General features: G+C 53.7%; 24 protein-coding genes. 7 read left to right on the top strand and 17 right to left on the bottom strand.

Translation table 11 applies throughout. The annotated features are described in order from the left end of the window. The first annotated feature begins 3 nt into the window (after nt 1–3). Genes K8W53_RS09770 through cmoB form a run of 5 tightly spaced genes read left to right on the top strand, consistent with a single transcriptional unit; the run spans nt 4 to nt 3,585 of the window. The gene (locus tag K8W53_RS09770; RefSeq protein ID WP_000916144.1) at nt 4–570 is read left to right on the top strand and encodes a hydrolase; all 567 of its coding nucleotides are present in this window, start codon (nt 4–6) and stop codon (nt 568–570) included. Next, nucleotides 567–1,385, top strand: coding sequence for a DUF72 domain-containing protein (locus tag K8W53_RS09765; protein ID WP_000639238.1), 819 nt, complete (start codon nt 567–569; stop codon nt 1,383–1,385). Before K8W53_RS09770 ends, K8W53_RS09765 begins: the two co-directional genes overlap by 4 nt. Nucleotides 1,386–1,437: 52 nt before the next feature. After that, on the top strand, nt 1,438–1,833 hold the full coding sequence (locus K8W53_RS09760; protein ID WP_000252975.1) for an MAPEG family protein: 396 nt from the start codon (nt 1,438–1,440) through the stop codon (nt 1,831–1,833). A 40-nt stretch (nt 1,834–1,873) separates the two neighbouring features. Next, the gene (gene cmoA, locus K8W53_RS09755) at nt 1,874–2,617 is read left to right on the top strand and encodes a carboxy-S-adenosyl-L-methionine synthase CmoA (protein WP_000019609.1); all 744 of its coding nucleotides are present in this window, start codon (nt 1,874–1,876) and stop codon (nt 2,615–2,617) included. After that, a complete protein-coding gene (cmoB, locus tag K8W53_RS09750) occupies nt 2,614–3,585 on the top strand; it encodes a tRNA 5-methoxyuridine(34)/uridine 5-oxyacetic acid(34) synthase CmoB (RefSeq protein ID WP_000569024.1) in 972 nt (323 codons plus the stop codon). The genes cmoA and cmoB overlap by 4 nt, the downstream gene beginning before the upstream one ends. A gap of 235 nt (nt 3,586–3,820) precedes the next feature. Here cmoB and cutC read toward each other — a convergent pair whose 3' ends face one another. Both cutC and K8W53_RS09740 read right to left on the bottom strand, forming a co-directional pair. Further along, nucleotides 3,821–4,567, bottom strand: coding sequence for a copper homeostasis protein CutC (gene cutC / locus K8W53_RS09745; protein WP_001185779.1), 747 nt, complete (start codon nt 4,565–4,567; stop codon nt 3,821–3,823). A gap of 19 nt (nt 4,568–4,586) precedes the next feature. Next, nucleotides 4,587–5,156, bottom strand: a complete 570-nt coding sequence (locus K8W53_RS09740; RefSeq protein WP_000024796.1) for a VOC family protein — start codon at nt 5,154–5,156, stop codon at nt 4,587–4,589. Nucleotides 5,157–5,392: 236 nt separating this feature from the next. Here K8W53_RS09740 and argS point away from each other — a divergent pair, with 236 nt between their 5' ends. Together argS and mrdA are read left to right on the top strand one after the other, a co-directional pair. Next, a complete protein-coding gene (gene argS, locus K8W53_RS09735; protein WP_001025360.1) occupies nt 5,393–7,126 on the top strand; it encodes an arginine--tRNA ligase in 1,734 nt (577 codons plus the stop codon). 188 nt (nt 7,127–7,314) lie between these two features. Further along, entirely contained in the window at nt 7,315–9,186 is a 1,872-nt protein-coding gene (gene mrdA / locus K8W53_RS09730) for a penicillin-binding protein 2 (RefSeq protein ID WP_052939404.1), read from the top strand. Between the two features lie 53 nt (nt 9,187–9,239). On the opposite strand, the gene K8W53_RS09725 is transcribed toward mrdA, so the two are convergent. The 15 genes from K8W53_RS09725 to flhD all read right to left on the bottom strand — a co-directional run bounded on the left by K8W53_RS09725 (nt 9,240) and on the right by flhD (nt 24,861). Continuing rightward, complete coding sequence (locus tag K8W53_RS09725; RefSeq protein ID WP_000989908.1) at nt 9,240–10,379, bottom strand: glycoside hydrolase family 105 protein; 1,140 nt, start codon at nt 10,377–10,379, stop codon at nt 9,240–9,242. A 236-nt stretch (nt 10,380–10,615) separates the two neighbouring features. Next, nucleotides 10,616–11,008, bottom strand: a complete 393-nt coding sequence (flhE, locus tag K8W53_RS09720) for a flagellar protein FlhE (RefSeq protein WP_001233619.1) — start codon at nt 11,006–11,008, stop codon at nt 10,616–10,618. Then, nucleotides 11,008–13,086 (bottom strand): flagellar biosynthesis protein FlhA, encoded by a 2,079-nt coding sequence (gene flhA, locus K8W53_RS09715; RefSeq protein WP_000002392.1) that lies wholly within the window; start codon nt 13,084–13,086, stop codon nt 11,008–11,010. Before flhA ends, flhE begins: the two co-directional genes overlap by 1 nt. Next, the gene (gene flhB / locus K8W53_RS09710) at nt 13,079–14,230 is read right to left on the bottom strand and encodes a flagellar biosynthesis protein FlhB (RefSeq protein WP_000797081.1); all 1,152 of its coding nucleotides are present in this window, start codon (nt 14,228–14,230) and stop codon (nt 13,079–13,081) included. The genes flhA and flhB overlap by 8 nt, the downstream gene beginning before the upstream one ends. A gap of 193 nt (nt 14,231–14,423) precedes the next feature. Beyond that, a complete protein-coding gene (gene cheZ, locus K8W53_RS09705; RefSeq protein WP_000983586.1) occupies nt 14,424–15,068 on the bottom strand; it encodes a protein phosphatase CheZ in 645 nt (214 codons plus the stop codon). A 10-nt stretch (nt 15,069–15,078) separates the two neighbouring features. Further along, entirely contained in the window at nt 15,079–15,468 is a 390-nt protein-coding gene (gene cheY, locus K8W53_RS09700; RefSeq protein ID WP_000763861.1) for a chemotaxis response regulator CheY, read from the bottom strand. A 17-nt stretch (nt 15,469–15,485) separates the two neighbouring features. Next, entirely contained in the window at nt 15,486–16,535 is a 1,050-nt protein-coding gene (gene cheB / locus K8W53_RS09695; protein WP_000036392.1) for a protein-glutamate methylesterase/protein glutamine deamidase, read from the bottom strand. Further along, nucleotides 16,532–17,398, bottom strand: a complete 867-nt coding sequence (cheR, locus tag K8W53_RS09690) for a protein-glutamate O-methyltransferase CheR (protein ID WP_000204362.1) — start codon at nt 17,396–17,398, stop codon at nt 16,532–16,534. The genes cheB and cheR overlap by 4 nt, the downstream gene beginning before the upstream one ends. A 160-nt stretch (nt 17,399–17,558) precedes the next feature. Then, nucleotides 17,559–19,220: a methyl-accepting chemotaxis protein II gene (gene tar, locus K8W53_RS09685; RefSeq protein ID WP_023208331.1), complete on the bottom strand. Its 1,662-nt coding sequence runs from the start codon at nt 19,218–19,220 to the stop codon at nt 17,559–17,561. Between the two features lie 236 nt (nt 19,221–19,456). Continuing rightward, on the bottom strand, nt 19,457–19,960 hold the full coding sequence (gene cheW, locus K8W53_RS09680; protein ID WP_000147295.1) for a chemotaxis protein CheW: 504 nt from the start codon (nt 19,958–19,960) through the stop codon (nt 19,457–19,459). Between the two features lie 20 nt (nt 19,961–19,980). Continuing rightward, nucleotides 19,981–21,996 carry a chemotaxis protein CheA gene (cheA, locus tag K8W53_RS09675; RefSeq protein ID WP_000061306.1) on the bottom strand — a complete coding sequence of 672 codons (2,016 nt, stop codon included), beginning with the start codon at nt 21,994–21,996 and terminating at the stop codon, nt 19,981–19,983. Nucleotides 21,997–22,000: 4 nt separating this feature from the next. Then, nucleotides 22,001–22,930, bottom strand: coding sequence for a flagellar motor protein MotB (motB, locus tag K8W53_RS09670; protein WP_000795653.1), 930 nt, complete (start codon nt 22,928–22,930; stop codon nt 22,001–22,003). Continuing rightward, on the bottom strand, nt 22,927–23,814 hold the full coding sequence (gene motA, locus K8W53_RS09665) for a flagellar motor stator protein MotA (RefSeq protein ID WP_000906312.1): 888 nt from the start codon (nt 23,812–23,814) through the stop codon (nt 22,927–22,929). The genes motB and motA overlap by 4 nt, the downstream gene beginning before the upstream one ends. A 124-nt stretch (nt 23,815–23,938) precedes the next feature. Then, a complete protein-coding gene (flhC, locus tag K8W53_RS09660) occupies nt 23,939–24,523 on the bottom strand; it encodes a flagellar transcriptional regulator FlhC (RefSeq protein ID WP_000605987.1) in 585 nt (194 codons plus the stop codon). Continuing rightward, a complete protein-coding gene (flhD, locus tag K8W53_RS09655; RefSeq protein WP_001518146.1) occupies nt 24,520–24,861 on the bottom strand; it encodes a flagellar transcriptional regulator FlhD in 342 nt (113 codons plus the stop codon). The genes flhC and flhD overlap by 4 nt, the downstream gene beginning before the upstream one ends. Between the last annotated feature and the right edge of the window lie 634 nt (nt 24,862–25,495).

The raw sequence follows: 25,495 nt of genomic DNA, 5'->3' as shown, positions 1-25,495 counted from the left end.
ATCATGCTGAAACTCAACGCGACCACAACCGCCCTGGTGGTTATTGATTTACAGGAAGGAATTCTTCCGTTTGCCGGCGGCCCGTATACGGCAAATGAGGTGGTCGCCCGCGCCGCGCGGCTGGCGGAAAAGTGTCGCGCCAACGGCTCGCCCGTGGTTATGGTACGCGTTGGATGGTCTGATGATTATGCCGAAGCGTTAAAACAGCCGGTGGATGCCGCAACGCCTGCGCACGCGTTGCCGGAAAACTGGTGGACCTGGCCTACGGCATTGGGTAAAAAGGACAGCGATCTGGAAGTGACTAAACGCCAGTGGGGCGCGTTTTACGGCACCGACCTGGAATTACAGCTTCGCCGCCGGGGTATCGACACCATCATATTGTGCGGAATCTCAACCAATATCGGCGTCGAATCCACAGCGCGTAACGCCTGGGAGTTGGGATTTAACCTTATTATTGCCGAAGATGCCTGTAGCGCCGCCAGCAGTGAGCAGCATCAGAGCAGTATGACGCATATTTTCCCGCGCATTGGCCGGGTACGCAGCGTAGAGGATATTTTAAACGCCTTATGATCTACATTGGCTTGCCGCAATGGTCGCACCCGAAATGGGCGCGGCTCGGCATCACCAGTCTGGAAGAGTATGCCCGCCACTTTAATTGCGTGGAGGGCAACACCACGCTTTACGCGCTGCCGAAAGCGGAAATTGTCGAGCGCTGGTATGCGCAAACTACGGACGATTTCCGTTTTTGCTTTAAATTTCCCGCCACTATTTCTCACCAGGCCGCGCTGCGTCATTGCGACGATCTGGTACAGGCGTTTTTTACCCGCCTGGCGCCGCTGGAAACGCGTATTGGCCAATACTGGCTGCAGTTGCCCGCCGCCTTTGGACCGCGCGATCTCCCCGCCTTATGGCAGTTTCTTGATGCGCTCCCCGCCACGTTTACCTATGGCGTAGAAGTTCGTCATCCGTGTTTTTTTGACAAAGGTGAGGATGAACAGCGGCTCAATCGCGGGTTACACGCGCGCGGCGTAAACCGCGTGATCCTGGATAGTCGTCCGGTACATGCCGCCCATCCCCACAGCGAGGCCGTCCGCGACGCGCAGCGAAAAAAACCCAAAGTTCCGGTACATGCAGTCGTGACGGCCAGCCATCCGATGGTGCGTTTTATCGGTAGCGATAATATGGCGCAAAACCGTGAGTTTTTCGCCGCCTGGTTGCAGAAACTCCCGCAGTGGCGGCAGACCACCACGCCTTTTCTGTTTTTACATACTCCGGATATCGCGCAGGCGCCGGAACTGGTGAATACGCTTTGGCATGATTTACGCAGCGTCTTACCGGAAATCGGCACTGCTCCGTCCATTCCACAGCAATCTTCTCTTTTCTGAAAATGCCCCCTATCATAGACAGTGCCATCAGCCATTTTAAAAGGGAGTTTGTATGGTAAGCGCGCTGTATGCCGTTTTGGGTGCGTTATTATTAATGAAGTTCTCTTTTAATGTCGTTCGCTTGCGAATGCAGTACCGTGTCGCCTATGGCGACGGCGGTTTTAGCGAATTGCAAAGCGCCATCCGTATTCATGGCAACGCGGTGGAATATATTCCTGTCGCGCTGGTGCTGCTGCTGTTTATGGAAATGAACGGCGCCGAAACGTGGATGGTGCATATCTGCGGCATCATTTTAATCGCCGGTCGGCTGATGCATTATTACGGTTTTCACCACCGCCTGTTCCGCTGGCGGCGGGCGGGGATGAGCGCGACCTGGTGCGCATTGTTGCTGATGGTGCTGGCAAACCTGTGGTATATGCCCTGGGAGTTGGTTTTCTCCCTGTATTAGCGCACAATATGCGCCTTTATTTTTCCCGGATGTATACGTTATGTCTCACCGCGACACGCTTTTTTCTGCGCCTATCGCCCGTCTCGGCGACTGGACTTTTGATGAACGAGTAGCCGAAGTTTTCCCCGACATGATTCAGCGTTCGGTACCAGGCTACTCCAACATCATCTCCATGATCGGCATGTTGGCTGAACGCTTTGTGCAGCCGAACACGCAGGTCTACGATCTGGGCTGCTCGCTGGGCGCCGCGACGCTGTCTGTTCGGCGTAATATCCGCCATGAGCATTGTCGCATTATCGCCGTCGATAACTCCCCGGCCATGATTGAACGCTGCCGCCGCCATATTGATGCATATAAAGCGCCTACGCCGGTTGAAGTTGTTGAAGGCGATATCCGCGATATCACTATTGAAAACGCCTCGATGGTGGTGCTGAATTTTACCCTGCAATTCCTTGAACCTGCCGAACGCCAGGCATTGCTGGATAAGATTTACCTGGGGTTGAATCCCGGCGGCGCGCTGGTACTGTCGGAAAAATTTAGCTTTGAAGACGCGAAAGTGGGCGAGCTGTTATTCAACATGCACCACGATTTTAAACGCGCTAATGGGTACAGCGAACTGGAGATCAGCCAGAAGCGCAGTATGCTGGAAAACGTGATGCTCACCGACTCGGTGGAAACACATAAAGCGCGCCTGCGTCAGGCGGGTTTCGAACACAGCGAACTGTGGTTCCAGTGCTTTAATTTCGGGTCGCTTGTCGCGTTAAAAGCCGGAGTTGCCGCATGATCGAGTTTGGTAACTTTTATCAGCTCATTGCTAAAAATCATCTCTCCCACTGGCTGGAAACATTGCCCGCGCAGATTGCCGCCTGGCAACGCGAGCAGCAGCATGGCTTGTTTAAACAGTGGTCGAACGCGGTAGAATTTTTACCGGAAATTACGCCCTGGCGGCTGGATTTACTGCACAGCGTCACGGCGGAAAGCGAAACGCCGCTCAGCGAAGGTCAGCTAAAGCGTATTGATACATTGCTGCGTAATCTGATGCCGTGGCGTAAAGGCCCGTTCTCGCTTTATGGCGTAGATATTGATACCGAATGGCGCTCAGACTGGAAGTGGGATCGCGTACTGCCGCATCTGTCAGATTTAACCGGCCGGACGATCCTTGATGTCGGCTGCGGCAGCGGCTATCACCTGTGGCGGATGATTGGCGCGGGCGCACATCTGGCGGTCGGCATCGATCCTACACAGCTTTTCCTCTGCCAGTTTGAGGCGGTGCGTAAACTGTTGGGTAACGATCAGCGCGCGCATCTGCTGCCGTTGGGCATTGAACAACTCCCGGCACTGAAAGCATTTGATACCGTCTTCTCGATGGGGGTGCTTTATCACCGTCGCTCGCCGCTGGAACATCTGTGGCAGTTAAAAGATCAGTTGGTCAACGAGGGTGAACTGGTACTGGAAACGCTGGTCATCGACGGCGACGAAAATACCGTTTTGGTGCCGGGTGACCGCTACGCGCAGATGCGTAACGTCTATTTTATTCCTTCCGCGCCGGCATTAAAAAAATGGCTGGAAAAATGCGGCTTTGTTGATGTGCGTATCGCTGACGTTTGCGTCACTACCACCGAAGAGCAGCGCCGTACCGAATGGATGGTTACCGAGTCGCTGGCCGATTTCCTCGACCCGAACGATCGCAGCAAGACGGTGGAAGGCTATCCCGCCCCGCAGCGCGCGGTGCTGATTGCGCGTAAACCGTGATGGATTGTCGAATGATCGTTACGTATAGCACCGTTTCTCCAAAATAGTTCAAGTTGCAGCAAGGCGGCAACGCAGCAAATCCCCGGGAACGTAGGTAGTTACGTGACCGGGGTGCGCGAGGCGGCCAACGCTGCTGCGGCTTGAAATATGAAGGAGAAAAAAAGGCCCCTGTTGAATTGGCAGGGGCCTGGTACGAGCAAGCATCATATTGGGCGACATGATGCAACGGTAAAAATCATTTGGCCTGATGGCGAACAATGATTCCTTTCATTTCAGCGACCGCCGCACCCTCTACCCTATAGCGAGAATACTCGTCCGCCTGTATATCGGCAGACATCGATAACCCCTGATTGCGATAGCGCATCGGCGAAGGCAGTAAGACTCCGGCGGAACTGTGTACTTCCCGTACTCCGGCATCGAGGAAATTCTGCAGGTTATTTGCACGAACCCCCGCACCAGCCATAATGATTGGAGCATCCCCCTGGGCAATAAGTTCCATAATTATTGATAAACCTTGCGCCGCATCGGCTTTTTGCCCGGAAGTCAGTACTCTTGCTACGCCTGCGTCAGCCAGATTCTTTAGCGCATTGAAGGGATTAGCGCACATATCGAAGGCGCGGTGGAATGTCACCGCCAGCGGTCCGGCCGCCGCCATTATTTTTTCCATTCGCGACATATCGACATCCCCATCAACGGTCAACACGCCAGTAACCAGCCCGGGAAAACCCAACTCTCTGACGAGGCGGATATCTTCCAGCATGGCGGCAAATTCGCCGTCAGTGTAGTAAAAATCCCCGCCGCGAGGACGAATAATAGGATGTACGGGAATCGTAATATGCTCGCGTACGCTGCGTAAGACGCCCAGCGAAGGCGTAAGCCCCCCTTCTTTCGGCGCGGCGCACAGTTCGATACGATCCGCACCGTTTCGCTGCGCGGTGAGCGCGCATTCCATGCTGTAACAACAGATCTCAAGTAACGCCATATTCACTCCGCTCGGCAGGTTAATGGGCCGCCTGTTCGCTGGCGACAATCGCTTCAATCGACCATGGATGAAATTTTACCGTGACGCGGCCATCGGTCACGGCCAGCGTAGGGTTTGGCAAACGTTCATGCTCGCCCTGTGGCGAACTGGTTTTAACCACGATCCCCGGCTGACTAAGCCCCTCATCCGACAACAACGCCAGGGCCCTCGCATTCAAGGTCTCCGGCTCGCCGGGCAGCACGATTTCAATATGCTCCCACCCTTCGTGTGGATAGCGTTTTTCTCCTGGCCACGGTAATTCAATAACAGAAAACCGCCAGTGTTCCACACATACCGGTTCATGCAGTTTAAACAGACAAATCGGCCTGCCGTTGATGATATTTTCCGACAGTAGCTCGCCGCATTGTTCAAAACCGCGACGCCAACGCTCCGCCGTCGTATTCTGGTGACAGCGCAATGAAATGTGATCGGCCTCAAGGGCGCTAATCTGCAGACCAAGGCGAGTGGAAAGTTCTCTGAACGCCAGAGTGAATCGCGGTAAATCTGCGGAAATATCATGCAGTTCATCAATGTGTTGCCAGTTCGCCATATCAGGACGCTCTTCTTGCTGTGAAAACCGCTAATTTACGCTGTTGCGCCCCGGCAACCAACCTTTGATTTGATTGGGCGTTTATTGAATGCTTATGCAGATTATTGTTGCGTATATTTCAGGCGACGCGCCGCGCGCGCAATGCTGACGCCAACGGGCATTTGCAGTATACTCCCGCCCTAATTCTTAAACTGGCGCGGGCAATACAGCCCGCTTCATAAACGTAAGGTATTCCGGTGAATATTCAGGCTCTTCTCTCAGAAAAAGTTAGTCAGGCCATGATTGCTGCAGGCGCGCCTGCAGATTGCGAGCCCCAGGTTCGTCAGTCAGCCAAAGTTCAGTTCGGCGACTATCAGGCCAACGGCATGATGGCAGTTGCGAAAAAACTGGGTATGGCCCCCCGACAACTTGCAGAGCAGGTGCTGACTCATCTGGATCTCAGCGGCATCGCCAGCAAGGTTGAAATCGCCGGCCCTGGCTTTATCAATATTTTCCTCGAACCGGCTTTTCTCGCTGAACAGGTGCAACAGGCGCTGGCCTCCGATCGTCTGGGCGTTTCTCAGCCGACTCGTCAGACGATTGTCGTCGACTACTCCGCGCCCAACGTCGCGAAAGAGATGCACGTCGGTCATCTACGCTCCACGATTATCGGCGATGCGGCAGTACGCACGCTGGAGTTTCTGGGCCATCATGTTATTCGCGCTAACCACGTCGGCGACTGGGGTACCCAGTTCGGTATGCTTATCGCCTGGCTGGAAAAACAGCAGCAGGAAAACGCGGGCGACATGGCGCTGGCGGATCTCGAAGGATTTTACCGCGATGCGAAAAAGCATTATGACGAAGATGAAGCGTTTGCCGAGCGCGCGCGTAACTACGTCGTCAAATTGCAGAGCGGTGATACCTATTTCCGTGAGATGTGGCGTAAGCTGGTTGATATCACGATGACGCAAAACCAGATCACCTATGATCGTCTGAACGTCACTCTGACGCGTGACGATGTGATGGGCGAAAGTCTGTATAATCCGATGCTGCCGGGCATCGTCGCCGATCTGAAAGCCAAAGGCCTGGCGGTTGAAAGCGAAGGCGCAACGGTGGTTTTCCTTGATGAGTTTAAAAACAAGGAAGGCGACCCGATGGGCGTCATTATTCAGAAGAAAGATGGCGGTTATCTGTATACCACTACCGATATCGCCTGCGCCAAATACCGTTACGAAACGCTGCACGCCGACCGCGTGCTCTACTACATTGACTCCCGTCAGCACCAGCACCTGATGCAAGCCTGGACCATTGTGCGCAAAGCCGGTTATGTGCCGGATTCCGTTCCGCTGGAACACCACATGTTCGGCATGATGTTGGGTAAAGACGGTAAACCGTTTAAAACTCGCGCGGGCGGTACGGTGAAACTGGCGGACCTGCTGGATGAGGCGCTGGAGCGCGCGCGTCGTCTGGTGGCGGAGAAGAACCCGGATATGCCGGCTGACGAGCTGGAAAAACTGGCTAACGCCGTCGGTATTGGCGCGGTGAAATACGCCGATTTGTCAAAAAACCGCACCACTGACTATATCTTCGACTGGGATAATATGTTGGCTTTCGAAGGCAATACCGCACCTTATATGCAGTATGCCTATACGCGTGTGTTGTCTGTTTTCCGTAAAGCGGACATCGACGAGCAGGCGCTGGCGAGCGCGCCGGTTATCATTAGCGAAGATCGCGAAGCGCAACTCGCTGCCCGTCTGCTGCAGTTTGAAGAAACCCTGACGGTGGTCGCGCGTGAAGGTACGCCGCACGTCATGTGCGCGTATCTGTATGACGTCGCCGGGCTGTTCTCCGGCTTCTACGAGCACTGCCCTATTCTCAGCGCCGAGAATGACGCGGTTCGCAATAGCCGCCTAAAACTGGCGCAACTGACGGCGAAGACGCTGAAACTGGGTCTGGATACGCTGGGTATCGAAACCGTAGAACGCATGTAAACGCGCCGTCGTTAACATCATCAGGCCTGACTCCGGGTAACGGACTCAGGCCTTTTTATTGCCACAGCGGTATATCTGTAACAAATCACAAGGAATGACACATTTCTATAGAGAGATGGAACATCTTTTACCTGTGCTGGCGCTGACCGCCCCGTATCATTAGGCGGCGGATTGTTCAGGTACAGGTAATGACTTTTAAAGACTTTGATGCGGAAGAGAAACTCTTCCTGAGACGTGTGATTGTGGCGTTTGGTGTCGTGGTTATCTGCTTTGGTATCCTGATCTTCAACCTCTATAACTTGCAAATCCGTCAGCACCACTACTACACCACCCGTTCGAATGAGAACGATATCAAGATGCTACCCGTCGCGCCCACGCGCGGCATCATTTACGATCGCAACGGCATTCCGCTGGTGCGTAACGTAACCTGGTATGATATCGCGGTTACGCCCTATAAAATTGCCGATATGGATGCTCTGCTAAAACAGCTCACCCCTATTGTTGATCTCTCCCCCGATGATATCGCCGACTTTCGCCATGCGCTAAAATCCAGTAGCCGCTATCGTCCGGTGGTGCTCAAAAACGCGCTAACGGATGTTGAAATCGCACGCTTTGCGGTCAATCAGTTTCATTTCAACGGCGTCACGATCAATAGCTATCAGGATCGGCAGTATCCTTACGGCGCGGAGCTGGCGCATGTTCTCGGTTACGTGTCAAAGATAAACGATAACGACCTTAAAGCGCTGGATAAAAAAGGGCTGGCAGAGAATTACGCGGCGGACCATAACATCGGTAAACAGGGGATTGAGCGTTACTACGAAAACGATCTTCATGGTAAAACCGGCTATCAGGAGGTCGAGGTGGATAATCACGGGCGTATTGTCCGCCTGCTGAAAGACGTTCCTCCCATCGCGGGTAAGAACATTCACCTGACGCTGGATCTCCATTTACAAGAGTACATTGAAAGTTTGCTGGCCGGGCAGCGTGCTGCCGTACTGGTTGAAGATCCGCACGATGGTTCAGTGCTGGCGATGGTATCTATGCCCAGCTACGACCCGAACCCCTTTGTAAAAGGCATTAGCTATCAGGATTACGGCAAACTGCTGCACGATAAAAATCTGCCGCTGATCAACCGCGTGACGCAAGGGCTTTATCCCCCGGCGTCAACGGTTAAACCCTATATGGCGATGTCCGCGCTGTTATGCGGGATTATTACGCCGCAAACCACCTTCTTTGGCGCGCCAACCTGGACGCTTCCCGGCACGCAGCGTCATTACCGGGACTGGAAAAAAACCGGACACGGTATGCTGGATGTCACTAAAGCGATTGAGGAATCTGCGGATACCTTTTTCTATCAGGTCGCTTATATGATGGGTATTGACCGTATCGACACGATGTTGTCTCAGTTCGGCTATGGCAAACCGACGGGTATCGACCTTAATGAAGAGTATGACGGGCTGCTTCCCAGCCGCGCATGGAAACAGCGGGTCCATAAAAAAGCCTGGTATCAGGGCGATACCATTTCTGTCGGCATCGGCCAGGGTTACTGGATTGCCACCCCCATCCAGATGGTAAAAGCGATGGTGGCGCTCATCAACAACGGTAAGGTGATTGCCCCTCACCTGTTACTCAATGAAGAGAGCGGCAAAACGGTGGTTCCGTATCGTCCTTCAGGAACACCGGCACAGATAGCCGATCCGGCGTCGCCATACTGGGGACTGGTGCGTCAGGCGATGTACGGCATGGCGAATGCACCCAACGGAACGGGCTATAAGTTCTTTCACACCGCGCCCTACGGCATTGCGGCCAAAAGCGGCACGTCGCAGGTGTTTAGCCTGAAAGAAAATCAGACCTACAACGCGAAAATGATCCCCATTCGCCTGCGCGATCATGTGTTTTATACCGCTTTTGCACCGTATAAAAACCCTAAGGTCGCTATTGCCTTGATTCTGGAAAACGGCGGAAGCGACGGCGTTACCGCCGCGCCCATCATGCGAAAAATCCTTGACCACCTGTTTGATCCACAGGCTGATACCACACAGCCGGGTCAGGCGCCATAGTCAAATAAGCAAAGCGCCATCAGACAAGGATACGACCGGAATATCTGCATACATCAGAAATAGTTACGCAGATATTCCGTCAAACACAGCATTGCCATCGCCTGCCCGTAAGGCATAGAGGTCAACGGAATATGACGGTAAAAATCGAGATCGTGGCCCATGCCAGTGCCAAATGACGTTTGCAGCAGTTCGCCTTCCGGCGAGATATGTTTCACTATCCCCCGGATAGCTTTTTCCGCCACCTGCGCATAGTGCCGTTCGACATAACGTTTGCGCACCGCTTTAAGAATACCGTAGGCAAAACCCGCCGTCGCCGACGCCTCAAGATAAGAGTGCGGATCGTCAAGCAGCGTATGCCACAAACCGCTTTCATCCTGACATTTCGCCAGCGCGGCGATCTGCGCATTCAGTACCTGGACCAGGTAACGGCGCACGGCATTATTTTCCGGCAAGTCCAGCAGTTCAAGAAAATCCGGGATCACAATGGTCAGCCAACTGTTGCCGCGCGCCCAGCGAGCGTTAGCGAAGTTATGATGACCGTCATAGCTCCAGCCGTGGAACCACAGCCCCGTCTCTTTATCCATCAAATTTTGCACGTGTAGCAGGAACTGATAGGTTGCCTCTTCCACGTATTCCGGCCGGTTCAACAGTTTACCGATTTTCGCCAGCGGCAGCACCGTCATCATTAGCGTGTCGTCCCACATCTGCTGATGATTTTCCTCCGCCAGCGTGATGTGCTGCATTCCGCCGTGATCGGTTCGGGGCATTTCATTCATCGCCCATTCGGCCCACGTTTCCAGCCACGGTAAATACGCTGGATTACGCGTCTCTTCATAGCGATACGCCAGCGTTAAAAACGGCGCCATCGTATTAACGTTTTTCGTCGTCGCGCCTTCCGCAAAACGATCGGCAAACCAGTCATCAATGATCTTACGCATCGTCTGGTCGCCGGTCTGTTGGTAATAGTGATACATTCCGTACAGGCCCACGCCGTGCGTCCACTCCCATCCGGCCCAGCCTTTAGTATCGATCACGCGTCCGTCGTCCAGTCGCAATAAAAATTCGCCTGTCTCATCTTTAATATTGACCAGGTTATGCGTCACCTTTTGCACCAGGGCTTTTAGTTCATCTCTGGCGATAAAATGCTCAGGCTGACGCAATAGCGGACTGTGTTTGACTGGATAAACCATCATTTGCTTAACCTCTGTGTAATGTCGAATTCAGTGCTGCGTGCAGTTTTACCGCCGACGCAGTCGATTCGCTACAGTAAAAGCTAAGCTGGGCGGAAACCTTTTTGTTTCTGCCATTGCCAGAGCGTAAATGGCAAAAACGCAAAGAGTCCGGCAACCTACCTCACCATTTTATAAAACAGCGTTTCTATTTATTCAAAAAGAGAGTCAGGTCTGCTACCTGGCAAAGAAAGGGGCGGTTAGCGGTAGTTCACAATCACCTGATTGCTCCGCACTTTTAACGCCGGGATAAGCCGGCCGCCGCCGGGGACTTCCCAGACAAAGCGGAGCGGCTCGACTGCGGGAACATGAGCAAAACCGTGGGTCGTGCCACTCTGACCATCAAGTTCTACGCAACGGGACTGGGAACATAAACGTACCCGTAAGCCCGCGGGGGTCGGGCCATTCAGTTCATAACGCCAGGCGACCAACGTCATCACACCGGAAACCGGCTGACGCGCCGACAATGGCGAAGACGATGCGGAAACGCCCCGGTAATTTAAGGTTACGCCCATACCGCTATCCTGCCACGCGCCTTCGCCTGCGGCCTGAACCGTCAGGGGAAAGAGCAACAACGCCAGCCATTTACGCATTATTTTCCTCCAATGGTCGCCGTCATGCGGATATGACGGTTATCGGAAAGCTCAAGGTTCGACAACACCACCAGCTGCGGTAAACTGCGCCGCAAAAAGCGGGACAATAATGGACGTAGCGCATGGTTAACCAGCAATACCGGCGGCGCGCCAAGCATTTCCTGGCGAGAAAGCGCCTCTTGCGTCTGCGCCAGCAGGCGATCCGCCAACCCCGGCTCAAGTCCACCGCCGCCCTGCAATGCCTGAAGCAGCAAACGCTCCAGCGCGGTATCCAGGCCAATCACCTGCACTTCTTCATTACCGGGGAACCACTGTTGCGTAATCGCTCGTCCTAATGCCACGCGTACCACGGCGGTTAATTCATGCGGATCGCTTTGTAACGGCGCATGTTCCGCCAGCGTTTCCAGAATGGTGCGCATATCGCGAATCGGGACTTTTTCCGCCAGTAAGTTTTGCAGGACTTTATGTAAAGTCGTGAGGGTCACGACGCCGGGGACCAGATCTTCCGTGAGTTTAGGCATCTCCTGAGAGACACGATCCAACAGTTGCTGCGCTTCCTGGCGGCCAAACAGTTCGGCGGAGAATTGGCCAATCAAGTGGTTAAGGTGCGTCGCCACAACGGTACTGGCTTCAACAACGGTAAAGCCCTGAATTTGCGCCTGCTCTTTCAGGGCGCTTTCAATCCAGATGGCATCAAGGCCAAAAGCTGGATCGACGGTTTTCTCGCCCGGTAGCGTTCCCGCCGCCGTGCCAGGGTTAATAGCCAGCCAGCGTCCCGGATAGGCGTCCCCGCTGCCAATCTCTACCCCTTTCATCAAAATACGGTAGCGCGCAGGCTGTAAATCCATATTGTCGCGAATATGGACAACCGGCGGCAGGAACCCCATATCCTGCGCGAATTTTTTACGAATACTGCGAATACGTCCGAGCAATTCGCCATCCTGTTGAAAATCCACCATCGGGATCAGGCGGTAGCCCACTTCCATTCCCAGTGAATCCTCAAGCTGTACGTCATTCCAGGTGGCTTCGACCACCGAGTTATTTTCCGGCATTTTTACCGGCTGCGGCTCCTCCGGCGCTTTTTCTTCACGCCCGCGCAGCCACCATGCCAGGCCGAGCAAAGCGGCGGTAAAGAGTAAAAATACCAGGTTAGGCATTCCTGGTACCATGCCAAGCAGCCCCAGCACCGCCGCCGCCAGCAGCATTACCCTTGGATTACTGAACAGTTGGCCAACCATCTGCTCGCCTACATCCTGATCGGTACTGACGCGGGTCACAATGACGCCCGCCGCCGTGGAGATAACCAGCGCCGGGATCTGGGCGACCAGGCCGTCGCCAATGGTCAGCAGGGTGTAGCTTTCCGCCGCGCTGCCCATGCTCATTCCGTGCTGCAATACGCCGACCAGCAGCCCGCCGACCACGTTAATGACCATGATGAGAATACCGGCGATGGCGTCGCCGCGTACAAATTTACTTGCCCCGTCCATCGAGCCGTAGAAGTCGGCTTCCTGAGTGACTTCCGAACGCCGTTTTTTGGCCTCGTCTTCACCAATCAGACCGGCATTAAGATCGGCGTCAATCGCCATTTGCTTGCCGGGCATACCGTCCAGCACAAAGCGCGCGCCGACTTCGGCAATACGTCCGGCGCCTTTGGTGATGACCATGAAGTTGATAATGACGAGGATGATAAAAACCACAATCCCGATCGCGAAGTTACCGCCGACCAGGAAATGACCGAACGCCTCTACCACCTTTCCCGCCGCCGCCGCGCCGGTATGCCCTTCCATCAAAATAATGCGCGTTGAGGCAACGTTAAGCGCCAGACGCAGTAGCGTGGTAAACAGCAGAATGGTCGGAAACGCGGCAAAATCCAGAGTACGCTGGGTAAACATCGCCACCAGCAGCACCATAATTGATAGCGCAATATTAAAGGTAAACAATAAGTCGAGGATAAAAGCAGGTAGCGGCAGCACCATCATCGACAAAATCAGCAGAATGAGGATCGGCCCGGCAAGAATTTGCCATTGCGTCGATTTCAGGTTGCTGGGCAGGCGCAGCATCGCGACCAGATTAGCCATCAGTATTCTTCTCGTTCATAAAATCCAGCGCTTCTGGCACCGGAAGGTTCTCAGGTTGTGGAGGACGTTGCCCGCCCGCAAGCCGCCAGCGTTTAAGCTGCCAGACCCAGGCCAACACTTCCGCAACGGCAGCATATAACTGCCCGGGAATTTGCTGACCAATTTCGGCGTGGCGATATAGTGCCCGCGCCAGCGGCGGCGCTTCTAAAGTGGGAACCCGATGTTCAGCGCCGATCTCGCGAATGCGCAGCGCTATTAATCCAGCCCCCTTCGCGACCACTTTCGGCGCGCTCATTTTGTTTTCGTCATACTGCAGCGCCACGGAATAGTGCGTCGGGTTAGTGACAATGACGTCCGCTTTCGGCACATCTTCCATCATGCGGCGCTGCGCGGCGGCGCGTTGCATCTGGCGAATTTTGCCCTTAACATGCGGATCGCCTTCGCTCTCTTTAAATTCGTCGCGAATGTCCTGCCGCGACATGCGTAATTTTTTCAGGTGGCTAAAGATCTGGAAAAACACGTCAAATCCCACCATCGGAATCACGCCCAGTACCACCAGTAACGCGCAGAGTCCAACCAGATCCAACGCATTCCCCATTGCGACGATCGGCGACTCCGCCATCAGGCGCATCATTTGCGGCCAGTGATGCCAGAGATAAAAGCCGGTAACGCAGCCGACCAGCGTGGATTTCAACACCGCTTTTAGCAGTTCCGCGCCGGTCTGCGCCGAAAACATGCGCTTAATTCCCGGCAGCGGGTTTAATTTAGAAAATTTTGGCTGTAGCGACTTACCGCTAAAAATCAGGCCGCCAAGCATAACCGGCGAGATAAGCGCCACCAGCACCACGCCCGCGATGAGCGGTAGCAGCGCCATCATCGCCGCTTTAATCAGCAAAATTATCTGCCCCAGGATCAGGTTAGGATCGTTCACCATACGGTGATCGAAGTGCAGGCCTGCTGAGAGCATTCCCGCCAGCTGCCGCGCTAACGACTCGCCGCCGAACCAAATAATACAAACGCCCACCAGCAATATCAGCAGTGAGGTTAGTTCTCTGGAACGGGGGATCTGCCCTTCTTCCCGCGCTTTTTCAAGTCGGTGGGGTGTGGGGGCTTCTGTTTTGTCGTCGTCGCTCTCTTCTGCCACGCAGCAAACCCTGGATAGATTGATAAGCGAGAATGATGCCAGAACCGCTTTACGCCAATGGGCAGAGTAAGCGGTAAAAAAGGCGGGGTTTATGGCGTTAATAGAGATAGCCGGATACGATAAGAAAGTCTCGTATCCGGCCTGGTTGACGGATTCGGACCCGATAAGCGCCGCGCCATCAGGTCAAAAAAGCTTAAAAGCCAAGACTGTCCAGCAGGTCGTCCACCTGATCCTGACTGGCAACGACGCCAGCTTTCGAAGTATCCACCTGCGGGCCGTTGAGTAAGCTTTCGTTCTCGCGTTTTGGTCGCGCGCTCTGTTCCGGGATGTTTTCCAGCAGCACCATTAACAACTGGCGCTCAATCTCCTGAATCACGTCCATCATGCGTTTGATCACCTGACCCGTCAGATCCTGGAAATCCTGCGCCATCATGATGTCCAGCAGTTGCGCGTTAGTAAAGCTGGTATGGCCCGGGACATCCCTGAGAAACTGGCGCGTATCCGTCACCAGTTCACGGGCGTCGGAAAGCTCGATCGGATTGTCAAACCACTCGTCCCAACGTTGGGTTAGCGCTTTCGCCTCTTTTTCCATCGCATCCTGATGCGGCTGCGAGGCTTCGACACTGTTTAGCGCGCGTTCCGCCGCCTGCGCCGTCATCTGGACGACATAATCCAGACGGTCGCGCGCATCAGGGATCGCCTCCGCCGCTTCGGCAATCGCCTGGTCCAGCCCCAGTTCACGCAGGCTGTCGCGCAGCATTCGGGTCAGACTACCGATGCGCGCAATGATGTCTCCTGCTGAGCCTTCATCAGCAGGCTTGATAGATGGTTGCATCATCATCGCATCCTCACATGCCCAGTTTCTCAAAGATTTTGTTGAGCTTCTCTTCCAGAGTCGCTGCGGTGAACGGTTTTACGACATAACCGCTGGCGCCAGCCTGTGCGGCGGCGATAATATTCTCTTTTTTGGCTTCCGCCGTGACCATCAACACGGGTAACGCCGACATGGCGCTATCGGCGCGAATGGTTTTCAGCAGCTCCAGGCCATCCATGTTCGGCATGTTCCAGTCGGAGATAATAAAACCAAAGCCGCCCGCCTGGAGCTTGTTCAGCGCATCGACGCCGTCTTCGGCCTCTTCCACATTGTTAAATCCAAGCTCTTTTAAGAGGTTGCGCACGATACGACGCATGGTCGAAAAGTCATCCACAACCAAAAATTTAAGCTCTTTATCCGCCATAAAATACTACTCCTGGTTCAAATACGTATCGCCTGTCCGGCACTGATTTTCGCCAGCATCTGCTGGCTTACCTGGCTAAGATCGACCACTTCGCTTACGCCACCCATATTGATGGCCTCGCGCGGCATGCCGAACACCACACAACTTGCTTCGTTTTGCGCAATGGTCCAGGCGCCAGCCTGGTACATCGCTAACATTCCAGCGGCGCCATCGTTGCCCATCCCCGTAAGAATGACGCCTACGGCGTTGCGCCCCGCGTGTTTCGCCACCGAATGAAACAGCACATCCACGGAAGGCCGATGCCGGTTTACCGGCGGGCCATCATGAATTTTGATTTGATAATTCGCCCCGCTACGCGCCAGCTCCATATGCTTGTCGCCGGGCGCAATGTAGGCATGACCTGGCAATACGCGTTCGCCGTCCTCGGCCTCCTTCACGCTGATTTGACAGAGTTTATTCAGACGCTCGGCAAACGAGCGGGTAAAGCCAGGCGGCATATGCTGCGTAATAATCACTGCCGGACTGGAAAGCGGCAGCGGTTGCAGCACATGTCGGATAGCTTCAGTACCGCCCGTTGAAGCGCCGATAGCAATCAGTTTTTCCGAACTGAGCAGCGGACCGGCTTTTAAGGTTGTCGGGGCCGCCATCGGTTTATGTGCGGCGATGCGGGCCCGCGCGGCGGTACGCACTTTTTCGGCGATCATCTCGCTATACGCCAGCATACCTTCACGAATGCCAAGCTGCGGTTTAGTGACAAAATCGATGGCCCCCAACTCCAGCGCCCGTAGCGTCACTTCGGAACCTTTACCGGTCAGCGAAGAGACCATCACCACCGGCATCGGTCGCAGGCGCATCAGTTTTTCCAGAAAATCGAGGCCGTCCATACGCGGCATCTCAACGTCCAGGGTCAATACGTCCGGATTAAATTTTTTGATGAGATCCCTGGCGACCAACGGGTCCGGCGCAGTCGCCACCATCTCCATATCGCTATGGCTATTAATAATTTCAGTCATGATTTGGCGCATTAGCGCGGAATCATCAACTGACAATACCCTGATTTTACTCATGCTTTATCCTTACTTAGCGCATACACCGTCTGTCCGCGCAGGCTAAACTCGCGCACGAGGTTGCTAAAGTTTTCTGAGTGACCGGCAAACAACAGTCCGTCAGGTTTAAGGAGTGGAACAAAACGGCGCAGAATGTCCTCCTGAGTCGTTTTATCAAAATAGATCATGACGTTACGGCAAAAAATCGCGTCAAAGGGACCGGGTACGTTGTACTGCTTTTCCAACAAATTAACGGAGGAAAACTCAACATAATTGGCCAGTTCCTGACGCACGCGCACCAGTCCTTCATGCGGCCCCGTACCGCGCATGAAGTAACGTTGTAGCTGCTGCGGCGATAACGTTTTCAGTTCGCTGAGGCGATAAATACCGCTTCTCGCTTTTTCCAGCACTTCAGTATCAATATCGCTGGCGAATACTTTCCAGCGACCGGGGGCCATCCCTAACGCATCCGCCAGCGTAATGGCGATACTGTAAGGTTCTTCTCCTGTCGATGCCGCCGCACTCCAGACGCGATACTCGCCGTGGCGGCGACGCGCATGTTCCGCAAGGATGGGAAAATGGTGCGCCTCGCGAAAAAAGGCGGTCAGGTTGGTAGTCAGAGCGTTGATAAAAGCCTGCCACTCAGCGCTGTTTTGATTAGCCTCCAGCATACTGAGATAACGGCCAAAATCATCCAGTCCCAGGGCACGCAGCCGACGGACCAGGCGGTTATAAACCATATCCCGCTTATGGTCGGCCAGCACGATCCCTGCGCGCTGGTAGATTAATTGACATATCCGACGAAAATGCGCGTCGGACAGCGCGAGGCGCTGTGTCATCTGTAACAATACTGACGTTTGCCCGGAGGGCAGAGATGATGTCATAGCGCCTTCTTAATCACATTCAAAGTACAACGGGCGCGCCCTGCGGCAGCGCCATGCTTCCCGTATTACACATTTTTTGCTTTTATCTATGCGAACCAGACGAAAGGGATCGGCGGGTTCGCAAATTAATCGATAACCGACAGCACACAGCGCACGTCGATCAGAAGGTTTCCCAGTTCGCATCATCCCCGGCGGCTAAGGGCCGCGGCGTATTGCCGGACTGAGCGTCCACTGACAAACGCATCTCAGGTTTATTTACCGCCAGCGGTCGCGATGCCAGGCGGAAAGCCGATACCGCCTGGGTCAGACGGCTGGCCTGCTCTTCCAGCGCGGCGGCGGCGGCGGCGGATTCCTGAACCAGCGAGGCGTTCTGTTGCGTTACGCGATCCATTTCGGAAACGGCCAAAGCGACCTGATCGATACCCCGGCTTTGCTCATCCGAGGCGGAGGCGATTTCGCCCATGATATCCGTGACGCGCGTAACGGCATTGACGATGTCAGTCATGGTTTCCCCGGCGCTTTCCACCAGCACTGAACCGGTATCGACACGCGAGACGGAATCTTCAATCAACGCTTTTATTTCTTTCGCCGCCTGGGCACTGCGGCTGGCCAGATTACGCACCTCGCCTGCCACGACCGCAAAACCGCGCCCCTGCTCTCCCGCGCGCGCCGCTTCTACCGCCGCGTTCAGCGCCAGAATGTTAGTCTGGAAGGCAATACCGTCGATAACGCTGATAATGTCAGCGATTTTTTTCGAACTGTCGGCAATTTCGTGCATGGTGTTTACTACGCCGTCGACCACTTTGCCGCCATGACGCGCGGTCTCGGAGGCGCTTTGCGCCAGTTGCGAAGCCTGACGGGCATTATCGGCGTTTTGCTTCACGGTGGCCGTCAGTTGTTCCATGCTGGCCGCCGTCTCCTCCAGAGCGGAGGCTTGTTGTTCGGTACGGGAAGAGAGGTCGGTATTACCGGCGGCAATTTCACTGGTGCCGGAATAAATCGCATCCGAACCTTCACGAACCTGCGTCACGGTGTCAATCAGCGAGCGTTGCATATGTTCAACCGTTCCCGCCAGTTCGCCAATTTCATTACGTCCTGAGACAGTGAGCGTTTTCGTCAGATCGCCGCTGGCAATTTCACGGATATGAGTAATCACTCGCGCTAATGGGTTAAGCAGGGCATGACGAATGCCGAACCAAACCACCATCAAAATCAGCACCAGCACGACCGCAAGCCCCCCCAGTTGCCATTGCGCAAAACGGTAGTCATGAGCGCTTTGATCAAATGTCTGGCGGTACAGGTTTTCGCTCACCCGGGCGTAATTGCCCAGCGCCTCGCCCAACGCGTTTTGCATTCCCTGGGTTGGCTGGGCGAAGTAGGCATCCATATTGCCATTGTCCAGAAACTGAATAAGTTCGGTTAATGCGGCCTGATAGCGCTGATATTTTTCATCGACGTTCGCGCTGGCCTCCGCCATCGCTGGCAATGGCGTCATGTTTTTGAAATTGGCGTAGTGCGCCGCCGCCTGTGCGAGGGTCGTTTTTGCATTCTGGAGTAAATCCGTTTTGGCGCTGCTCTGCTGGTTAGAAGCGTCCATCATCATGCGTGCGGCGGAGCGGCTCAGGTTAATGCGCGTTTGCAGCATTAAGTCCCATGTCGACGTGAGTTCGCTTTGTTGCTGGCGTAATTCGTTAGAAATAACAAAACCTTGCTGGTTATGCTGTAATGAAGAAAACAGCAAACCACCGGAAACAAGCTGTAGCAGTGCGAAAACCCCCAGCACCATCATCAGCATTGTGACAACGCGGATACGGTTAAACATAAGGCACCTTCCTGATAACGAGTTATCAACGTTATCGGCACCTGCGGTGATAACTTTACTTTTGCAAAAAGGAAATACGCTGTTCCGGAAGACGATATTGACAATAACAGTGTCGCAGCGGCGATGTCGGCGCAAAATGCAGGGGCTGGGCGCGGGCGGTGAAGAGGCACTCTCACCGTTGGTGGAAGCATAACGGTGAATATTGCCGAATGGCGCGACGCCATCCGGCAACGTTATTACGCGACGTGTGATGCTGCGATATCCAGCAGCGCCATCTCTTCGCTGTTAAGCAGTTTTTCGATATTCACCAGAATCAGCATACGCTCGCCGAGCGCGCCCAATCCCGTCAAATATTCTGTTGACAAGGTCACGGCAAATTCTGGCGCCGGACGGATCTGTTCCGCCGTTAACGACAGTACGTCAGACACGCCGTCTACCACTATCCCGACGACGCGTTGCCCCAGATTCAGTACGATCACTACCGTATTGTCATCGTACTCAACGTCGCCTTCGCAGAATTTCACGCGCAGATCGACAATGGGGACAATCACGCCGCGCAGGTTAGTTACCCCTTTTATAAAGGCCGGTGTATTGGCGATGCGCGTCACCTGGTCATAGCCACGGATCTCCTGCACTTTCAGGATATCGATGCCGTACTCTTCATTTCCCAGTGTAAACACCAGGAATTCCTGACCTGACGGCTCGCCGGCCAGTTTGCTTACATTACTCATACCGGTCATATTATTCCCTTCTCACTCAATCAGGCGGCTGTGATCGCCATACGTTGTTCGCGGTTTAAACCCTGCAATGCGGAAACATCAACAATCAGCGCGACGCTGCCGTCGCCCAGGATCGTCGCGGCGGAAATCCCCGGTACCTTGCGATAATTGCTTTCCAGATTTTTGACCACCACCTGGTGCTGACCGATGAGCTGATCGACCAGCAGCGCGTAACGGCGTCCCGCGCTTTGCAGGATCACAACAATGCCCTGCGTGGCTTCGGTTTTCGCCCCGTCCACGTCAAACACTTTCCACAATTCGACCAGCGGCAAATACTCGCCGCGAACTTCCAGAACCCGTTCGCCGCCCGCCAGCGGATGAAGATCCTCTTCACGCGGTTGCAGCGACTCCATCACCGCATTCAACGGCAGGATAAAAACTTCCCCCGCCACGCGAACCGACATCCCATCGAGGATGGCCAGCGTCAGCGGCAGCAGAATACGAATCGTGGTGCCGGAGCCTTGTTTTGACTGGATCTCAACGTGACCGCCCATCTCCTGAATGTTACGTTTCACCACATCCATGCCAACGCCGCGACCGGAGACATCCGTGACCTGTTCCGCAGTTGAGAATCCCGGCGCGAAGATCAACATGCCTACTTCATCGTCGGTCATGTTTTCATTCACCGCCATCCCCTGCGACATGGCCTTCGCCAGGATACGCTCACGGTTAAGCCCCGCGCCGTCATCGGTCACTTCAATACAAATATTCCCGCCCTGATGTTCTGCGGAAAGAATCAGGTTGCCGACAGCATTTTTCCCCGCCTCAAGGCGTTTTTCCGGCATTTCAATCCCGTGGTCGAGACTGTTGCGCACCAGGTGCGTCAGCGGGTCGATAATGCGTTCGATCAGGCTTTTATCAAGTTCAGTGGAGCTCCCCACCAGCGTCAGCTCTACCTGCTTGCCCAGTTTGCCCGCTAAATCGCGTACCAGACGCGGGAAACGGCTGAAGACGTACTCCATAGGCATCATACGAATCGACATCACCGACTCTTGTAAGTCGCGGGCGTTACGTTGTAACTGACCCATACTGGTAATGAGATCGCCGTGGTTTACCGGGTCCAGCTCGTTAGAACGCTGGGCCAACATTGACTGGGTAATCACTAACTCGCCGACCAGGTTTATGAGCTGATCTACTTTCTCTACCGCCACGCGAATGCTGGTGGACTCGCGTTCACGCGCAGGTTTTTCACGCCCCGCATGATGTTCATGGGCCGCGCTTTTGGCGGCTGGCGCAACGACTGCCGGAGACGCTACCGGTGCTACCTCGGTTTTCTCTTGCGCTTTTTCAACCGGCGCGGTGACCACTTTTTCAAAAGCGATCTGATCGGCCTCGATGACAAAACAGAGCACCGCGACAATGTCATCTTCCGCGACGCTGCCATCCAGAGTTGCCGACAGTGAATCCGCCCCCTTGACGACATCCGTCAGAGTAGCCAGATTGCCCAACTCTTCTTCAAGCAGATCGACCTCATTGGCTTTCAACCGTGAAAGTACAATGCGCAGTTTACTCTCGTCACGAGGCGATTCGGTTTCGGCTACGCTCTCTTCCTGGATCGCCGCGCTTAGTGCCGCGGTTTCTACGACCGCTGGCGTGGTTTCGCCTTTCGCCTCCAGCGCCAACTGGCGTAGCGCATTGCAGATATATTCGAAGCTTGCGGCATCCGGCTCTTCGGAGTTTTTATAGGCGTCGAGCTGTTCCTGCATAATATCTTTCGTTTCCAAAAACAGGTTGATAATGTCGGTATTGAGCTGCATTTCACCGCGTCGGGCTTCATCCAGCAGGTTTTCCATTAAATGTGTGGTTTCCTGCAGAATAGTGAAGCCGAATGTGCCCGCTCCGCCTTTAATGGAGTGCGCCGCGCGAAAAATGGCGTTCAGTTGTTCAGCGTCCGGGGATTCCGGCACCAAATCCAGCAGATGCTGCTCCATATCAGCCAACAGCTCGTCAGCTTCATCAAAAAATGTCTGATAAAAATCGCTAATATCCATGCTCACGCTATCACCTCGGTTCCGCTTTTGGCGATGTGGGTACGCTTGCCGGCGGGGCTGCCGCAGGCTGTTGTAATACACTTACCGGCTCATTCTGGCTTTCAGCGTTTTCATGCAAAATGGCCTGTTCCGCCTGTTTGTTTAACACCAGCAGGCTTATACGGCGGTTGATGGCGTCATCAGGACCGCGATCGCTCAGCCGCATCGTGGCGGCCATGCCAACCACCCGTAATACTTTTCCGTTATCCAGCCCGCCAGCGACCAGTTCGCGACGCGAGGCATTGGCGCGATCGGCGGATAACTCCCAGTTGCTATAGCCTTTTTCGCCGTTCGCGTAGGGAAAGTCATCGGTATGGCCGGCCAGGCTAATGCGATTAGGTATACCGTTTAACACTGGCGCAATCGCACGCAGGATATCGCGCATATACGGCTCAACTTCGGCGCTGCCGGTTTTAAACATCGGGCGGTTCTGGCTGTCGATAATCTGGATGCGCAACCCCTCCTGAACTAAATCAATTTTCAGATGCGGACGTAACGCGCGCAGTTTGGGATCGGATTCGATCAGTTGATCCAGATCGCCGCGCAGTTTGTTTAACCGACTCTGCTCCATCCGTTTTTTCAGCTCGTCGATATTCGGCTGCTTTTCCACTTCACCCTGCTGTTGGGTGTAATCATCGCCGCCGCCTGGTATCGGGCTCTCGCTATTGGCAATCCGATTTCCCCCCGTTACCGCGGTGGCCAACGGCGTACGAAAATATTCGGCAATCTGAATTAATTCTTTAGGGCTGGAGATGGAAATCAGCCACATCACCAGAAAAAAAGCCATCATCGCCGTCATAAAATCGGCGTAGGCAATTTTCCAGGAACCGTGCGCCCCGCCGCCGTGCGGTTTGTGCCTGCGGCGTTTTACGACGACAATGGGATGAGCCTGATTTTTCATGCTTCCTCAGTCGTCTGCTGCTGGTTTGGGTTTCTCACTGCGCGAACGTGTTCTTCCAACTCAATAAACGATGGACGCTCACTGGAATAAAGCGTTTTACGACCAAATTCCACGGCAATCGGCGGCGCATAGCCGTTCAGATTAGACAGCAGTGTAATTTTTACGCACTGCATCATCTTGGTGGTTTCGGCGCTCTTCTGGCGCAAAACGGTCGCTAACGGTGAAATGAATCCATAAGCCAGTAAAATACCGAGGAACGTACCTACCATGGCATGGGCAATCAGCGCCCCCAACTCCGCTGCCGGACGATCGGCTGAAGCCAGAGCGTGAACCACCCCCATTACCGCCGCGACGATACCAAAGGCAGGCAGCGAATCCCCCACCATCGCCAGACTGTTGGCCGGGACTTCCGCCTCGCTTTCATGGGTTTCAATCTCTTCATCCATCAACGCTTCAATTTCGAACGTATTCATGTTGCCGCTGATGATCAGGCGCAGATAATCGACAATAAAATCAAGCATTACCGCATCGGCCAGAATACGCGGATAACTGGCGAAGATTTCACTCTCTTTCGGATTTTCAATATCGCGTTCAAGGGAGAACATCCCCTGCTGGCGTGATTTGGCCATCAGGCGATAGAGCAACGCCAGCAAATCCATGTACATAGATTTCGTGTATTTCGAACGACGAAATAACAACGGGATCGCTTTCATCGTGCCTTTGATGGCCTTCCCGTTGTTGCCGACAATGAACGCCCCTATCCCCGCGCCGCCAATGATGACCAGTTCAGCAGGTTGATAGAGTGCCCCAAGGTGTCCGCCGGTCATGACATAACCGCCGAAAACTGTACCGATAACCACCAGGTAACCTAATAAGATAAGCACGACATCATCCTTCCGCTGTTGACTATGACAGGATGCGCAGTCGGGCGATTAACGCGAAGGCAAGGCAAAAAAAAGCAGCGGTAATGGCTTACCGCTGCTGGAGTGTTTGTCCACACCGTTTCGGTTAAACAGCCTGTTCGATCTGTTCATCCAGCAGTTGTGGAATAATATCGGCAGCATCTCGGGAAAGTTTACGTCTTTTTACTGCGCGGGATGGCGGCTGGCATAAACTACACGCAAAGCTGCCTACGGGCTGATGCGCATGGGTAATAAAGTTCCCACCGCAGCAGTTACAGCTCGACAATTCAAGCAACCCACTTTCAACAAAACGCACCAGCGTCCATGCGCGAGTCAGCGCCAACAACGGCCCTTCAGGCGGTTGCGGACACTGCTCAAGATAAAGCCGATAAGCTTTAATCACCGCATCCACACCGCTGCATAAGCCGGTCTTCAGTAAAAATTGCCAGGCGTTGCAGAACATGGAGGCATGAATATTTTGCTCCCAGGTCATAAACCAGTCTGTCGAAAATGGCAGCATCCCTTTAGGCGGCGGGCTACCGCGTAATTCTTTGTACAGCCTGATGAGGCGACCACGGCTGAGCTGTGTTTCGCTTTCCAGCATTTGTAGACGAGCGCCAAGATTAATCAACTCCATCGCCAACTGGATATCGCGAGCTTCCTGAACAATGCTTTTTTCACTCATTATCATGCCCTTTTCTTACGCGCCGTATCGTCCACTTCATTGAGCAGACGCGTTGAAAGCATGATACCTGTGTGAATCTGCTGTAAGTCATCGACGCGCGAATCCTGAGTCAAACGGGTGATCGTCTGATGATCGTCAAACCGGAAATGACAAACTAACTGGTTCGTCTCCGCCAGTTTGACCATCTGCGGTAGGGTCAACGCGCCCAGTGTGTTTGCCATCTCTTCGTTGATACCGAGGCGGAACATCGCAGATGCTTTGTCCTGGACGATCAAACGCTGTGCAAGGAGTAAATATGACAAATTGATGTCATAAATGTGTTTTAGCAACTCTGATGTATGCATTGTTCCCATCCAGAATAACCAACTTTATTTTTGTGCGACGTAGCCGCACCCCGTGATGTCGCCGGGAAGGCCCGGTAAAAGAAGCAAAAAGGTCAAATGCATAGCAGCGCTCAGACATTGTGGACATTGTGACGTATAACGCAGCTTCCCACTGAGATTCGCCTTACACGTTTACATCAATTTTTACAAATGCCTAAGATTTTTCCTAATTCGACGCAACTCTACTCGTCAGCTTCGTGACATACAACGGAGCGGGACGGCGATTTTAGAAAATATGTGATGTAGATCACATAATTTAACGGAATACTTACGATAAAACCATCAGCATGGCTTTTACTTTGTTTAATTAATAACCTAATGTTCACTTTTTCTATTCCACACTGCTGAATAGGGGTACGTCAACACCAAATTCTTTTTTGTTTCTCTCTGTTAAAATAACGCCAGGATAATAGATAACAGGCTGTTATTTCTATTTTAGAAACGATTTTATTTTACCTTTAGTAAACAGTGGCTTAAATATTAAACGTTATTAATTAATCTCGTCACAGCATACGCCCTCCGCTGTTAAAAATAAGCTCATTTGATTTAACTTTTAGCTTTCCTTGTTCACCCGTTTAAATGAAGCATCCTGGTG

The organism is Salmonella sp. A29-2 (assembly GCF_020150755.1).
In the GTDB taxonomy this organism is placed as follows: Bacteria; Pseudomonadota; Gammaproteobacteria; order Enterobacterales; family Enterobacteriaceae; genus Salmonella; species Salmonella enterica.
This window is presented reverse-complemented; position numbering and strand designations above follow the sequence as displayed.